Here is a 13,341-nt window from a genome sequence, read left to right on the forward strand (position 1 = left end):
GGCCCGCGTTTCGCCGGGCCCATCGCATGCGATCGCGCGGGCGAACAGGGATGCTGGAGCGGTGATGGACGAGACCGACTTCTGGCAGATCATCGACGACACCCGGGAGGACGCCGACGGCGACCCCGACGAGCAGGCGGAACGGCTGGTGGAACGGCTCGTCCAACTGACCCCGGACGACGTCATCGACTTCGCGCGGCTCTTCGAGGCCCGGTTCCAGCGCGCCTACCGGACCGACCTGTGGGGCGCGGCCCACCTGCTGCTGGACGGCGCCTCCGAGGACACCTTCGACTACTTCCGCTGCTGGCTGATCGGCCAGGGGCGGGAGGTGTTCGAGGGCGGCCTGCACGAGCCGGACGATCTGGCCGACCTGCTCCCGGAGTTCGACGAGGAGGAGGACGGCGAGGCCGAGGACCTGGGCTACGCGGCCGACGAGGCGTACGAGCAGTTGACCGGGCTGCCGCTGCCCGAGGTGGGCGACCGGCAGCCCGCGCGGCCGGCCGGCACCGCGCTGGACTTCGAGGACCCGGACACGATGGCAAAACGGTTCCCCAAGCTCTGGGAGCGGTACGGGGACTGACCCGGGAGCGGTACCAGGAGCGGCCCGGCGAAGGGTCCGGCCCGGCGGGAGGTCCGGCCCGGCGGGAGGTCCGGCCCGGCGGCGGCCGGAACGCCGGAGCGGGTGCCCGAGCGGGTGGCTCGGACACCCGCTCGGGGTGCCGGTGGCGTCGGACGCCCGGGCTCAGGTGCCGGAGCCGGAGCCGCTGCCGTCCTGCTTGATGCCCTTGAGGATCTGGTCGAGCACGGTGGGATCGGGTGCGCCCGCGGCGTCGTCGACCCCGCCCTCGAAGGCCACGAAGCCACCGCCCTTGGCCGGGACGGCCGCCAGCAGGATGTAGCCCTTGGTGCCGTCCGAGGTGGTGATGTGCCACCGCACCGCGTAGCCGGAGACGCCCGCCACGGTGGTGTTGGCGGAGCCCGCGTCGGTGTGCGAGGTGATCCCGGTGAAGATCGCCGCCGCGTAGGTGGGCATCGCCGCCTCCGCCGCCGCCCGGGCCGAGGCTCCCGAGATGGTGTCCTTCTCCACCGAGAACTGGCCCCTGATGCAGGAGCCGCCGCTCGGGCAGGTGTAGCGGCCGCTGCCCAGGAAGACCGTCGAGTGCGTGGTGTCGGTCTGCGAGTCCCAGCCCTGGAAGATCGGCACCGTGATGGAGTGCTGGGCGTCCGCGGCGGTGTCCTTGACCACCGGCACCGGCGGCAGGCTGGGGGCCGGCGTGGGCGTGGGCGCGGGTGTGCGCGTGGTCGGGCCGGGGCTCGGCGTCCGGCTCGGGGTGTCGGTGACGGTGACCGTCGGCACCGGCTCCGGGTCGGCCTTGGGATCGCCGCCGCTGTTGAGGGCGATCGCGGCGACCACGCCGACCACGGCCAGCACGCCGACCACGATCCCCACGACCGCGCCCGGCTTCATCCGGCCGGGCGGCGGCGGCGACGGCGGATAGCCGCCCTGCGGGTAGCCGTAGGCCTGCTGGTCCGGCGTCGGGTAGCCGTAGCCGGGCGTGCCCTGCTGGGGCGCGCCGTAGCCGTACGCGGGCGGCGGGGAGACGGGGGCGGGCTGCTGCGGGGTCTGCCAGGAGACCTGGGTCGGGGCGTCGGCGAGCCCGCCGCCGCCCGCCTGGAGGGGGCGGACGTCGCTGGTCCAGGCGTTGCCGTCCCACCAGCGCTCATGACCGGGCGTGCCGTCCGCACCCGGTACCGGGTACCACCCGGGAGGCGTCGAGTTGCTCACGGCCGTACGGTACCCGGCGCGGCACTGCTCCAGACAGGTTGGGTTTGTCACGAGTCTGCACCACCCCGGGGACCCTGATCTGACGTCCCGTCAGCGACTCGGGCCCCGGGAGGCGGCACGCGACCCACCCGCCGCGCCGGAGGGGCCGACGGGTGACCCGCCAGGCGCGGGAGGGCGGAGCGCGGGGTCAGCCGAGCGGAGTGCGGGGTCAGTCCAGCAGTGAACGGGCCATCCAGATGTCGTCCACGTACCGGCCGTCGATCAGGAACTCCTCGGCGAGCGAACCCTCGACCACGAAGCCGCAGGCCTCGTAGAGGCGGCGGGCCGGGGCGTTGTGCCCGAGCACCCGCAGGGTGATCCGGCGCGCCCCCTGCTCCGCGGCGGCCGCACAGCCCGCCTCCACCAGCGCCCGGCCGACGCCCCGGCCGCGGGCCCCGGCGGAGACCGCCAGCCCCTGGATCTGCCGCACGTGCCCGTTACTGGCCAGCGGGGTGGGCGGAACCACCCGGATGTAGCCGACGATCCGGCCGCCCAGCAGGGCGAGCAGGAACTGGTCCGGGGTGTGGCGCTCGTCGAACACGGTGTCCCCCTCGGCCGGCTGCGGGGCGACGTCGCTCTGCCAGGACCAGGCGGCCCGGTTGAGCGCGGAGAGTTCCTTCTCGTCCTCGGTCTGCGCGGGACGGATGATCAGATCTTCGGCGTGCATGCGCGCCATGCTAGTCAGCCGCGCCCGGGGTGGATACGGAGTTCCGGCCGCCGGAAACTGCGAGGATGGGCCCATGCGCATCGCGGTCACAGGATCCACGGGATTGATCGGCTCGACACTCGTCCGCTCGCTGCTGGCCGACGGCCACGAGGTGGTCCGGCTGGTCCGGCACCGCTCCAGAACCGGTCCGCGGCCGGACGGGACGACGGCGATCGGCTGGAACCCGCTGCTGGGCCAGGTGGACCGGGCCGGGCTGGCCGGCGTCGAGGCGGTGGTGCACCTGGCGGGCGCCGGGGTCGGCGACCGCCGCTGGACCGACGCGTACAAGCGCGAGATCCGGGAGAGCCGGGTGCTCGGCACCGAGACGCTGGCCGTCGCGATGGCCGAACTCGACAAGCCGCCCCGGGTCTTCGTCAGCGCCTCGGCCGTCGGCTACTACGGCCAGACCGGCGACCGGGTGATCGACGAGGACTCGCCCGCCGGGGACGACTTCCTCGCCGAGGTCTGCGTCGAGTGGGAGGCCTCCGCGCGGCCCGCCGAACGGGCCGGGATCCGGGTGGTCCACCCGCGCACCGGGCTGGTGCTCTCGGCCGCGGGCGGGGCCGGCGGCCGGCTCTTCCCGCTGTTCCGCCTGGGGCTCGGCGGGCGGCTCGGCGACGGCCGGCAGTACTGGAGCTTCATCTCACTGGCGGACGAGGTCGCCGCACTGCGGTTCCTGATCGACCGCGACGACCTGAGCGGCGCGTTCAACCTCAGCGCGCCGGAGCCGGTCACCAACGCCGAGCTGACGGCGGCGCTCGGCCGGGCGCTGAAGCGGCCGACGCCGTTCCCGGTGCCGGAGGCGGCGCTCAAGACGGTGCTGGGCGAGCTGGCCGTCGAGGTGACCGGCAGCCACCGGGTGGTACCGCGGCGGCTGCTGGAGGCCGGCTTCCGCTTCGAGCACCCGGACGTGGACTCGGCGGTGCGGGCGGCACTCTAGCGGCGGGGCGGCGTCGCGGCGGTTCCGCGACTGGCGGAGCCGTCGCGGCGGTGCCGTGCGGTCGCGGCGGTGCCGTGCGGTCGCGGCGGTGCCGTCGCCGCGGGGCGGCATGGTGGCGGCCGCTCCGGGCGGCCGCGGGGTGCGCGCGGAGCGGGCGCGTCCGGTAGGGCGCCTGCGGTAGGCCGAGTGGTCCGGGCGCGGATGCCCCGCCCGGGCCGCCCGCGTACGCCCGCTACGGCATCAGCCCTGGCCGGGGGCATATGCCGAGCGGGGGTCGGGCGGGGCTCCGGGAGGGGGCGCACGGGAGCACGAACCAGGCGCGCCGCACGCCCCTGGTGACGGTGCGCGCCCGTGGAGCCCGAACCGGACCACTTGCGGGCACCGTGTGTGACCGCGCCCCCACCGCATGCTGTCGAACCCTCCCCGGGACCCGGATAAGGCCCGGTGTGCTTGTCTGACGCTCGTACTGACTGGGCATCACACCGTCGGACCGTGTCCCGGCACCCCGCTGCCTGCGTCGGCCGAAGCTCCGGGACCAGGGAGGGAGCACGCCAGTGCCCACATACGACTTCACCCGCCGCACCCGCCGACAGTCCGATCCGGACGTCGTCGTGGTGGGGGCCGGACTCGCGGGCCTGGCCGCCGCCCGCGCGCTCACCGGCTACGGCCTGACCGTCCAGGTCCTGGAGGCCTCGGGCCGGATCGGCGGCCGGATGGCCACCCGCGAGCTGGACGGCTTCCGGCTCGACCACGGCAGCCAGTTGCTGAACACCGCGTACCCCGAGCTGAGCCGGGCGCTCGACCTGGACCGGCTCGGCCTGCACCCGCTCGCGCCCGGCGTGCTCGTGCACAGCGGGGGCCGCCGCTACCGCGCCGGGGACCCGCAGTTGACCGCCGCCCGCCAGGCGGCCTCGCGGGCCCCGCTGGGCAGTCCGCTGGATAAGGCCCGGCTGGGCAGCTGGCTCAGCCGGCTGGCCGCCACCCCGGCCGGCCGACTGCAGGCCCGGCCGGAGACCACCACCGCCCGCGCGCTCGGCGAACGCGGGCTCGCCCCGCGCACCGTCGACGGCTTCCTGCGGCCGCTGCTCGGCGCCCTGCTCAGCGATCCGGCCCTGGGCACCAGCAGCCGGATCGCCGACCTGGTGCTGCGCTGCTACGCGCGCGGCCGCCTCTGTCTGCCCGCTGACGGGATCGCGGCCGTCCCGGCCCAGGTGGCCGCCGCCCTGCCGGCCGACACCCTGCGGCCCGGCGTGCGGGTCACCTCGATCGCGGCCGACGGCGTGGAGACCGCCGGCCATGGCCGGATCGGCGCCCAGGCCGTCGTGGTGGCGACCGACGCACGCTCGGCCGCCGCGCTACTGCCCGGGCTGCGGCTGCCGGACTTCCACCCCGTCACGACCTTCTACCACGCGGCCGACCGGGCGCCGATCGGCGAGGCCGTCCTGCTGCTGGACGGCGACCGGCCGAACGGCCACCCGCCGCTGGTCTCGCACTCCCTGGTGCTCAGCGAGCTGCACCACTCGTACGCCCCGCCCGGGCAGGCCCTGATCGCCACCACCGTGCTGGGGCGGCGCTCCTTCGACTCCGGCGGGCCCGCCGCGCTCGAACCCGCGGTGCGGGCCCGGCTGGCGGAGCTGTATGGCGTCCCGACGAAGGGCTGGCAGTTCCTGAGCGTGCGCCACGTCCCGGACGCGGTGCCGGCCATGCCGCCGCCGCACAACAACCGCCGCCCGGTGCGCCTGCTGGCCGGGCTGTACGTCTGCGGCGACCACCGGGACACCAGCAGCGTCCAGGGCGCCCTGGTGTCGGGGCGGCGGGCGGCCCTGGCCGTGGCGCGCGACCTCGGGCTGCCGGTCTCCGCCCGGGAGGCGGAGGCGGCGGCGTAACACGCGGCCGCCGGGCTGCCGGGACGGCACGCCACGGCGTGCCAGTATGCCGATATGACCGCTAATCGGACGTTTTCCGTCCAGGACCCCGGGCCCCTCGCCCGGTGAGCGCCGACTGCCGGATCGACCCGCTCGCACTGATCCTGATCCCGGCCGCCGCCGTGGCCGCCCCGCTGCTGGCCGACCGGCTGCTGCGGTGGGTCGCCGTGCCCACGGTGGTGTTCGAGATCGTGCTCGGCGTCCTGATCGGCCCCGACGTCCTGGACTGGGCGCAGGTCGACGGGCTGGTCGACGCGCTCTCCGAGTTCGGCCTGGCGATGCTGATGTTCCTGGCCGGTTACGAGATCGACTTCGCCAAGCTGCGCGGCGGCCCGCTGAAGCGGGCGGGCGCCGCGTGGCTGGTGTCCCTGGTGGTGGCCCTCGGCGTGGGCGCCATGGTCAACCGGGACCCGCTGAACGGCGCCTTCGCCGGGCTCGCGCTCACCACCACCGCGCTCGGCACCATCCTGCCGATCCTGCGCGACTCCGGGGAGCTGCCGACGCCGTTCGGCTCGCTGGTGATGGCCACCGGCGCGGTCGGCGAGTTCGGGCCGATCATCGCGGTCGCGATCCTGCTCAGCGGCAACAGCCCGGCCAGGACCGCCGTCATCCTGGCCGTCTTCGCGGTGATCACGACGGCCGCCGTCGGCTTCGCCCGGCGGCCCCGGCCGGACTGGGTGACCCGGCTGATCCGCCGCACCCTGCGCACCTCCGGCCAGTTCGCGATCCGCACGGTGATCCTGGTGCTGACCGCGATGGTGTCCGCCGCGGTCTGGCTCGACCTGGACATGCTGCTCGGCGCCTTCACCGCCGGGATCGTCTCCCATCTGCTGCTGACCGACGTGCCCGAGGCCACGGAGGAGGTCATCGAGGCCAAGCTGGAGGGCATCGGCTTCGGCTTCCTCGTGCCGGTGTTCTTCGTGGTCAGCGGGATGAAGTTCGACCTGGAGGCGCTGCTCCGGGACCCGGGCGGCCTGCTGCTCGTCCCGGTGTTCCTGCTGCTGCTCCTGGCCGTGCGCGGACTGCCGGCGGCCCTCCTCGCCCCGATCGGGCTGGGCCGCCACGACCGGGCGGCGCTCGGCCTGTACGGCGCGACCGCGCTGCCGCTGGTCGTGGTGATCACCACGATCGAGGTGGACGCCGGGCACCTGCCGTCCTCCACCGCGGCCGCGCTGGTCGGCGCGGGCATGCTCTCCGTCCTGGCCTTCCCGTTGCTCGCCCAGCGGCTGCGCGGGAGCGCCCGCCCACCGGCCGCCGGGGGCGACCGGCAGCGGGTCAACGCCGAGAGCTGGTAGCCGCCGCAGCGGGCCGGCCGCCGGGCCCGGCCGGGCGGCCCCGGCGCGGGCCGTCGTCAGATCACCCCCGCCTGGCGCGCCGTCTCCTCGAAGGCGCGGGCCACCGGACTGCCCCGGTAGGGGGTGAGCCGGCGGTGGAAGTCCCGGACGTACTCCAGCGAACGGGCCGAGCGCATCTCCCCGGCCGCCCGCAACGCGTCGGTGGCCATGGTGCACGCCTCGTCCAAGTCCCCCATGCCGAGCCGGGCGGTGGCCAGCACCATCCGGCAGAAGATCCGGCTGCGGGCGTAGGCGGGCGAGCGCAGCCGCAGGGACTTCTCGGCGTGCTGCGCCGCCGTCCGCCACTGCTGGAGGTCCCGGTAGCAGTGGGCGAACTCGTCGGAGAGCTGCGCTTCGTCGAAGTAGCGCGCCCAGGACGGCAGTTCATCGCCGGCCCGGGCGCCGGCCAGGGCCCGCTCGGAGCGGACCAGGGCGGTGGTGCAGGAGCGGACGTCGCCCAGCAGGCCGTGGCCGCGCGCCTCGGCGGCGTGCAGCAGCGACTGCACGGTGGGCGGCACGGCGGTGCCCACGCCCTGCTGGGCGACCCGGGCCAGCTGGACCGCCTCCCGGCCGTGGCCCAGGTGGACGGCCTGCTGGCTCATCGTCACCAGGATGTAGCCGCCGAGCGCGCGGTCCCCTGCGGCCTGGGAGAGCCGCAGGGCCTGGACGAAGTAGCGCTGGGCCAGGCCGTGCGCGGCGATGTCGAAGGACGTCCAGCCGGCGAGCCTGGTCAGGTCGGCGACGGCCCCGAAGAGCGCCCGCCCGATCTGCTCGCCGTAGCGGCCGCGCAGCATCGGCTCGGCCTCGCTCTCCAGGTAGCGGACCAACGCCTGGCGGGCGTGTCCGCCGCCGTAGGCGTGGTCCAGCGCGCGGAAGAGGTCCCCGACGGCGCGGATGGCGGCGATGTCGCCCCGGCCGACGCGCAGCGCGGGCCTCGGCTCGCGGGCCGGGTCGGTGTACGGCGGCTCGACGGCGGTCGGCGGCCGACGGCTCTGGGTCGGCACCCGGCCGAGCGCGGCGGCCGAGGCGGCCGGGGCCGGCGGTGCGCCGGCCCCGCCGCGGGCCGGGCGCGCGGGGGACGCTCCGGGCGCCGCAGCGCGCGCCTGGGGTGCGGACGGGCCGCCGGGCCCGGCCGGACCGCTGGGCGCCGGGCCGGCGGCGGTGTCCGGCCGGGGCAGCGTGGAGCCGTCCCGGGCGACCCGCTCGTCGGTGCGGCCGATCAGCCAGTCCCGGCTGGGGACGACCAGGCCGGCCGGGGTGAAGGCGATCCGGCGCAGCTCGGACTGCGGGCCGTTGTCCTTGCGCCACATGCTCGCCACGATGTCCACCGCCTCCTGCGGCGTCTCGGCGAACTCCAGGCCGGCGTAGACCGGGGCGCAGGCGTCCAGGCCGAGGTCCTGGGCGGTGAGGCGGCGGCCGAGCCGGCGGGTGAACACCTCGGCGATCAGCGCCGGGGTGGCCCCGCGCGGCTGCTGGCCGCGGAGCCAGCGGGTGACCGAGGTCTTGTCGTACCGCAGGTCCAGGCCGTGCTCCAGGCCGAGCTGGTCGACCCGGCGGGCCAGGCCGGCGTGCGAGAAGCCGGCCTCCTCGATCAGGGCGGCCAGCTGGCCGTTCTGCGGAGCCGGACCGGTGCTCACCGCGGCCGGTGGCGGGGCGGGCGCGGGTGCGACGGGCGCGTCCGCGGGCGCCGGGGCGCTCCGGTGCCGTGCGGTCGTGACCTGCGCGGGCAGCCGCATATCGTCGGCGGCCGGGGCCTCGGGGGCGTCCGGAAGGGCCCGGCCGACCGGACCTCGGTGCTGGTCGAGCGGGTCGAGCGGTCCGTACGCCGGGCTGTCGGTTGCAGGCCGTTGGGGCATAGTCAGTCAACACCTCTCGGACGCCGTACCGGCTCCACCAGCACTTCGGCTGCCTGTGGCGGCGCCCCCTGTCGGGAATCGGCGTGAATGTAGCGAGCATTCGGGCGCTATGGGCGGTTCTGACCGAGCAATCCTCCGAACGGGTGAAGCATCGGCGCCCATTGTGGGGAAGCCCGACCGGCACGGGTTTGGCCCGGGGCGGCCGAACCGCCGATCGGCCCTCGTAGCGGTGACCACCACAGGGCGCCCGGCCGCTGTGGTACGCCATCACATGGGAGCCGGGCCGACGACTTCCTACCGTTCTCGGCCATGGACACCACTTCAGCCCGCCCGCTCGAAGGCCGTACGGCCCTGGTCACCGGGGCCGCCTCGGGCATCGGCCGGGCCTGCGCCGAAGCCTTCGCGGAGGCCGGCGCCCGGGTCTACGTCGTCGACCTCGCGGCCGCCCCGGCCCGGGAGCTCGCCGCGCGGATCGGCGGCGTGGCGCACGTCGCCGACCTCGCCGCCCCGGAGGCGGTGGAGGCGCTGCCGGACGACGCCGACATCGTGGTCAACAACGCCGGTCTCCAGCACGTCGCGCCCGTCCACGAGTTCCCGATCGAGCGCTTCACCCTGATCCAGCGGGTGATGGTCGAGGCCCCGTTCCGCATCCTGCGCCGCACCCTGCCCCACATGTACGCGCGGGGCTGGGGGCGGGTGGTCAACATCTCCTCCGTGCACGGCCTGCGGGCCAGCGCCTTCAAGTCGGGCTACGTGACGGCGAAGCACGCCCTGGAGGGTCTGAGCAAGACGGTCGCGCTGGAGGGCGCGCCCCACGGCGTCACCAGCAACTGCGTCAACCCGGGGTACGTGCGCACCCCGCTGGTGGAGCGGCAGATCGCCGACCAGGCGCTCGCGCACGGCATCCGCGAGGACGAGGTGGTGGAGCAGATCATGCTCGACCGACCCGCCGTCAAGCGGCTGATCGAACCCGTCGAGGTGGCGCAGCTGGCCCTCTGGCTCTGCTCCGCGCACGCCTCCTACATCACCGGCGCCAGCCTCCCCGTCGACGGCGGCTGGACGGCCCGCTGATGCCCCCGCACCCCACTCCCCCCTTCGAGGTGACCCCGCCCATGGCCAGTTCCCCCGCCGTCGCGAGACCAGGCTCCCCCCTCTGGAAGGTGGTCGGCGCCAGCCTCATCGGCACCACCATCGAGTGGTACGACTACTTCCTCTACGGCACGGCCGCGGCGCTCGTGTTCGGCAAGGTGTTCTTCCCGGCGAGCGATCCGCTGACCGGGACCCTGCTCGCCTTCCTCACCTACGCGATCGGCTTCGCCGCCCGGCCGCTGGGCGCGCTGGTCTTCGGGCACTTCGGCGACCGGGTAGGCCGCAAGCGGCTGCTGGTGGTGAGCCTGCTGCTGATGGGCGGCTCGACCACGCTGATCGGCCTGCTGCCGACGTACCACCAGATCGGCGCCGCCGCGCCGGTGCTGCTGACCGTGCTGCGGCTGGTGCAGGGCTTCGCGCTCGGCGGCGAGTGGGGCGGCGCGGTCCTGCTGGTCTCCGAGCACGGGGACGCGCGCAGGCGTGGCTTCTGGGCGTCCTGGCCGCAGGGCGGCGCCCCGGCGGGCAACCTGCTGGCGGCGGGCGTGCTGTCGCTGCTCACCACCGTGCAGTCGGACGCCGCCTTCCTGTCCTGGGGCTGGCGGGTGCCGTTCCTGCTGTCGGCGCTGCTGGTGGCGGTCGGCATGTGGATCCGGCTGGCGGTGGACGAGTCGCCGCTGTTCCAGCAGGCGCTGGCGGCCGCCGAGGCCCGGAAGGCGGCCGGCCGGGCGGTGGAGCAGCCCCCGCTGGTGGCGGTGTTGCGCCACCACTGGCGGGAGGTGCTGGTGGCGATGGGCGCCCGGATGGCGGAGAACATCTCGTACTACGTGATGACCACCTTCGTGCTGGCCTACGCGGTGACCCAGGTGCACCTGCCGAAGCAGACCGCGCTGAACGCGGTGCTGATCGCCTCGGCGATCCAGTTCGCGCTGATCCCGGTGTTCGGGGCGCTCTCCGACCGGGTCGGGCGCAAGCCGGTGTACCTGGTGGGCGCGGTGGGCGTCGGGGTCTGGGCGTTCGTCTTCTTCGGGCTGGTGGACACCCGCTCGTTCGGCTCGCTGCTGCTGGCGGTGACCGTCGGACTGGTCTTCCACAGCGCGATGTACGCACCGCAGGCGGCCTTCTTCTCCGAGATGTTCGCGACCCGGATGCGCTACTCGGGCGCCTCCATCGGCGCCCAGTTCGCCTCGGTGGCGGCCGGCGCCCCGGCCCCGCTGATCGCGACGGCGCTGCTGAAGGACTACGGCAGCTCGACGCCGATCGCGGTGTACGTCGCCGTCGCGGCGGTGATCACCGTCCTCGCGGTGCTCTGCGCCCGGGAGACCCGCGGCCGTGACCTGACCGCGGCCGACCCGGAGGCCGGTGCGCAGGACCGGGTGGCGGGTGCGCCGGAGAGCGCCGCCGTCACCAAGACCGCGCGGGCCTGACGGACCGGTGGCCGGCGCCCACGACCCCGTGCGCGCCGGTCACCCGCACCGGTCACCCGCACCGGCCACCCGCGCCCGCCGGGCCGAGCGGCTACGATCGCGCTTCCGTCCCTGGGGTAGCGACCCACTGCCGATTGGCGGCCGTACCGTGAACGACCCCCGTCCCGAGACCGGCGCGGCGCCCGCGCTACGGCGGTTGCTCGACCTCCTGGCCTCCGGGGCCGCCACCGAGGACTTCGCCGAGGTGCTGGCCGACGCCCGCCGCCGGGGGGCGCCGGCCGCCGTGCTGAGCGCGATCGACGACGCCACCTGGCAGGCGCTGCGGGTGCACCGGACGCTGCGTCAGCACCGCCGCCGCGAGGCCGAGCTGACGGCGCTCTTCGACACCGCCGGGGACCTCGCCGCCTCCCGGGACCTGGACACCGTGCTCCAGGCGATCGTCCGCCGGGCCCGGCTGCTGCTCGGCACCGACACCGCCTATCTGACCCTCCCGGACGAGGCCGCCGGCGACACCTACATGCGGGTCACCGACGGCTCCGTCTCGGTGCTCTTCCAGACCCTGCGGCTGAGCCTGGGCGACGGCCTCGGCGGCCTGGTCGCCCAGACCGCCCGCCCGTACGCCACCCCCGACTACCGGACCGACGAGCGGTTCCACCACACCGGCACGATCGACGCGGGCGTGCTGGACGAGGGCCTGGTGGCGATCATCGGAGTGCCGCTGCTGCTCGGCGGCCGGGTGATCGGCGTGCTGTTCGCCGCCGACCGCGCCCCGCGCGCCTTCTCCCCCGACGAGGTCGCGCTGCTCTGCTCGCTGGCCGCGCACGCCGCGATCGCGCTGGACACCGCCAAGTCGCTGGCCGACACCCGGGCCGCGCTGGCCGGGCTGAACAGCGCCAACGAACTGATCCGGGCCCACGCCGCCGCCGTCCAGCGGGCCGAGCAGGGCCACGACCGGCTCACCGACCTGGTGCTGCGCGGCGCCGAGGTGCCGGACGTCGCCGCCGAGGTCGCCGCCCTGCTGGGCGGCGAGGTGGCGGTCCTGGACACCGAGGGCGACCCGCTGGCCGGCCGGGCCGGACCCGCCGAGGGGCTGGCCGGGGCCGTCGCCGCCTCCCGGGCCGAGGGCCGGTCGGTGCGGCACGGCGAGGACTGGGTCTGCGCCGTGCTGGCCGGCCAGGAGCCGCTGGGCACCCTCGTGCTGCGCGGGCGGCCGGGCCTGGAGGACGCCGACCGGCGGCTGTTCGAACGGGCCGCCGTGGTCACCGCGCTGCTCCTGCTGCTGCGCCGCTCGGTGGCCGAGACCGAGAACCGGGTCCGCGGCGAGCTGCTGGCCGACCTGCTGACCGCCCCCGACCGCGACCCGGCCGGCCTGACCGCGCGCGGGCGCCGGCTCGGCGTGGACCTCGGCCGCCCGCACCTGGTGCTGGTGGCGGAGCCGGCCGGCGCCCCCGGCGCCGCGGCGACCGACCGCGGCCGGCTGGCGGGCGCGGCGGGGCGCTACCTGTTCGGCTCGCGAGGCATCAGCGCGGAGCACGGCGAGGCCGTGGTCCTGCTGCTCCCGGAGGACGCGCCGACGGGCCCCGCGGGCACGGCGGGCCCGGCGTCCGCCCAGCAGGCGGCCGAGCTGGCCGCCGAGCGGCTGGCCCGGCTGGCCGGCTTCCCGGTCACCGTGGGCGTCGGCCGTCCCGCCGCCGGGCCGGTCGCGCTGGCCTCCTCGTACGCCGAGGGCCTGCGCTGCGTCCGGGCCCTGCGGGTGCTCGGCCGGGCCGGGGACGGCGCCTCGGCCCGCGACCTGGGCTTCTTCGGCGTGCTGCTCGGCGACGGCCACGACGTCGACGGCTTCGTCGGCGCGACCCTCGGCCCGCTGCTGGACTACGACGCCCGGCGCGGCACCGAACTGGTCCGCACCCTGCGCGCCTACTTCGACTGCGGCGGCAGCCTGACCCGGGCCAAGGACGAGCTGCACGTGCACGTGAACACCGTGGTGCAGCGGCTGGACCGGGTCGAGGCGCTGCTGGGCCCGGACTGGAACCGTCCCGAGCGCGCGCTGGAGCTCCAGCTGGCGCTGCGCCTCCAACTGCTCGCCGGCGCCTGAGCCGGGGCCTCCCCGGGGCGCTCCCGGGGTCGCTGCGGGCGGTTCGGGCCGGTCGTCCACCGCATTCGGGCACCTGAACGACCGGCCGGGGCTCGGGCGTACAGTGGCGAGGTTGGTCTCGAACGCCGGGCAAGGAGCAGCAGTGGC

The 13,341-nt window shown here is 75.8% G+C and carries 10 protein-coding genes; 7 read left to right on the forward strand and 3 right to left on the reverse strand.

The annotated features are described in order from the left end of the window. The first annotated feature begins 64 nt into the window (after positions 1–64). On the forward strand, positions 65–580 hold the full coding sequence (locus tag ACZ34W_RS01155; protein ID WP_359834374.1) for a DUF4240 domain-containing protein: 516 nt from the start codon (positions 65–67) through the stop codon (positions 578–580). A 162-nt stretch (positions 581–742) separates the two neighbouring features. On the opposite strand, the gene ACZ34W_RS01160 is transcribed toward ACZ34W_RS01155, so the two are convergent. Both ACZ34W_RS01160 and ACZ34W_RS01165 read right to left on the reverse strand, forming a co-directional pair. Next, positions 743–1,786 carry a DUF2510 domain-containing protein gene (locus ACZ34W_RS01160; RefSeq protein ID WP_329487337.1) on the reverse strand — a complete coding sequence of 348 codons (1,044 nt, stop codon included), beginning with the start codon at positions 1,784–1,786 and terminating at the stop codon, positions 743–745. Between the two features lie 208 nt (positions 1,787–1,994). Next, a complete protein-coding gene (locus ACZ34W_RS01165) occupies positions 1,995–2,492 on the reverse strand; it encodes a GNAT family N-acetyltransferase (RefSeq protein ID WP_465600524.1) in 498 nt (165 codons plus the stop codon). A 73-nt stretch (positions 2,493–2,565) separates the two neighbouring features. Here ACZ34W_RS01165 and ACZ34W_RS01170 point away from each other — a divergent pair, with 73 nt between their 5' ends. The 3 genes from ACZ34W_RS01170 to ACZ34W_RS01180 all read left to right on the forward strand — a co-directional run bounded on the left by ACZ34W_RS01170 (position 2,566) and on the right by ACZ34W_RS01180 (position 6,691). Next, positions 2,566–3,471 carry a TIGR01777 family oxidoreductase gene (locus ACZ34W_RS01170; protein WP_465600527.1) on the forward strand — a complete coding sequence of 302 codons (906 nt, stop codon included), beginning with the start codon at positions 2,566–2,568 and terminating at the stop codon, positions 3,469–3,471. Positions 3,472–4,025: 554 nt separating this feature from the next. Continuing rightward, positions 4,026–5,357 carry an FAD-dependent oxidoreductase gene (locus ACZ34W_RS01175; RefSeq protein ID WP_359838204.1) on the forward strand — a complete coding sequence of 444 codons (1,332 nt, stop codon included), beginning with the start codon at positions 4,026–4,028 and terminating at the stop codon, positions 5,355–5,357. A gap of 104 nt (positions 5,358–5,461) precedes the next feature. After that, positions 5,462–6,691, forward strand: coding sequence for a cation:proton antiporter (locus ACZ34W_RS01180; RefSeq protein WP_329487341.1), 1,230 nt, complete (start codon positions 5,462–5,464; stop codon positions 6,689–6,691). Between the two features lie 56 nt (positions 6,692–6,747). Here ACZ34W_RS01180 and ACZ34W_RS01185 read toward each other — a convergent pair whose 3' ends face one another. Further along, positions 6,748–8,586 (reverse strand): regulator, encoded by a 1,839-nt coding sequence (locus ACZ34W_RS01185; RefSeq protein ID WP_465600531.1) that lies wholly within the window; start codon positions 8,584–8,586, stop codon positions 6,748–6,750. A gap of 309 nt (positions 8,587–8,895) precedes the next feature. On the opposite strand from ACZ34W_RS01185, the gene ACZ34W_RS01190 reads away from it, so the two are divergent. The 3 genes from ACZ34W_RS01190 (at position 8,896) to ACZ34W_RS01200 (ending at position 13,194) form a co-directional block, all read left to right on the forward strand. Next, a complete protein-coding gene (locus ACZ34W_RS01190) occupies positions 8,896–9,657 on the forward strand; it encodes a 3-hydroxybutyrate dehydrogenase (RefSeq protein WP_465600534.1) in 762 nt (253 codons plus the stop codon). A gap of 41 nt (positions 9,658–9,698) precedes the next feature. Then, positions 9,699–11,099 (forward strand): MFS transporter, encoded by a 1,401-nt coding sequence (locus ACZ34W_RS01195; RefSeq protein WP_465600537.1) that lies wholly within the window; start codon positions 9,699–9,701, stop codon positions 11,097–11,099. Positions 11,100–11,247: 148 nt separating this feature from the next. Beyond that, positions 11,248–13,194 carry a helix-turn-helix domain-containing protein gene (locus tag ACZ34W_RS01200; RefSeq protein WP_465600540.1) on the forward strand — a complete coding sequence of 649 codons (1,947 nt, stop codon included), beginning with the start codon at positions 11,248–11,250 and terminating at the stop codon, positions 13,192–13,194. Positions 13,195–13,341 lie beyond the last annotated feature (147 nt).

It is taken from the genome of Kitasatospora sp. NPDC022856 (assembly GCF_055561235.1).

Excerpts from the sequence above, each read along its gene's own strand:
- ACZ34W_RS01155 (WP_359834374.1), top strand. The coding sequence starts at position 65 with ATGGACGAGACCGACTTCTGGCAGATCATCGACGACACCCGGGAGGAC.
- ACZ34W_RS01165 (WP_465600524.1), bottom strand. The coding sequence starts at position 2,492 with ATGCACGCCGAAGATCTGATCATCCGTCCCGCGCAGACCGAGGACGAG.
- ACZ34W_RS01170 (WP_465600527.1), top strand. The coding sequence starts at position 2,566 with ATGCGCATCGCGGTCACAGGATCCACGGGATTGATCGGCTCGACACTC.
- ACZ34W_RS01185 (WP_465600531.1), bottom strand. The coding sequence starts at position 8,586 with ATGCCCCAACGGCCTGCAACCGACAGCCCGGCGTACGGACCGCTCGAC.
- ACZ34W_RS01190 (WP_465600534.1), top strand. The coding sequence starts at position 8,896 with ATGGACACCACTTCAGCCCGCCCGCTCGAAGGCCGTACGGCCCTGGTC.
- ACZ34W_RS01195 (WP_465600537.1), top strand. The coding sequence starts at position 9,699 with ATGGCCAGTTCCCCCGCCGTCGCGAGACCAGGCTCCCCCCTCTGGAAG.